Source organism: Pseudomonas sp. Pse1 (assembly GCF_024519635.1).
GTDB lineage: Bacteria > Pseudomonadota > Gammaproteobacteria > Pseudomonadales > Pseudomonadaceae > Aquipseudomonas.
In genome coordinates this window covers 1-321 of sequence record NZ_JALJRO010000114.1, presented here as the reverse complement: position 1 = coordinate 321, position 321 = coordinate 1, and the positions used below count along the sequence as shown (strand labels likewise).

Below are 321 nucleotides of genomic sequence, written 5' to 3'. Positions count from 1 at the left end.
CGAGCGCAGGATATTGATCGGGGCGAGTGAGTACCCAGCCGGCCTTGCGCCATTGTTCCTGCAAATCCAGCACGACTTTGAAAATGTCGTCGAGCAGCAGTGGCTCGATTTGGGGGGACATGCGGACGCTACCAATTCGATCATCCCGGTAGAAGATCGCGAAAAAACGTGCTGCAGGTGTCACAAAGCCAAACTTCGGATCGACGAAGCGCAGTCTGGCATCAGACTTCGGGATGTTGAATGACACCTCTGCCGGGATAGCAGAAGCAATGGATGCACTGGAACGCTGGCGCATGTCCTCGTAAGGCTCGCCAATCACCA

At 55.5% G+C, this 321-nt stretch carries 1 pseudogene; it reads right to left on the bottom strand.

Annotation, left to right across the window (positions count from 1 at the left end):
- Positions 1 to 321 (bottom strand): annotated as a pseudogene (locus NR126_RS28635) (hypothetical protein); the annotation flags it as partial.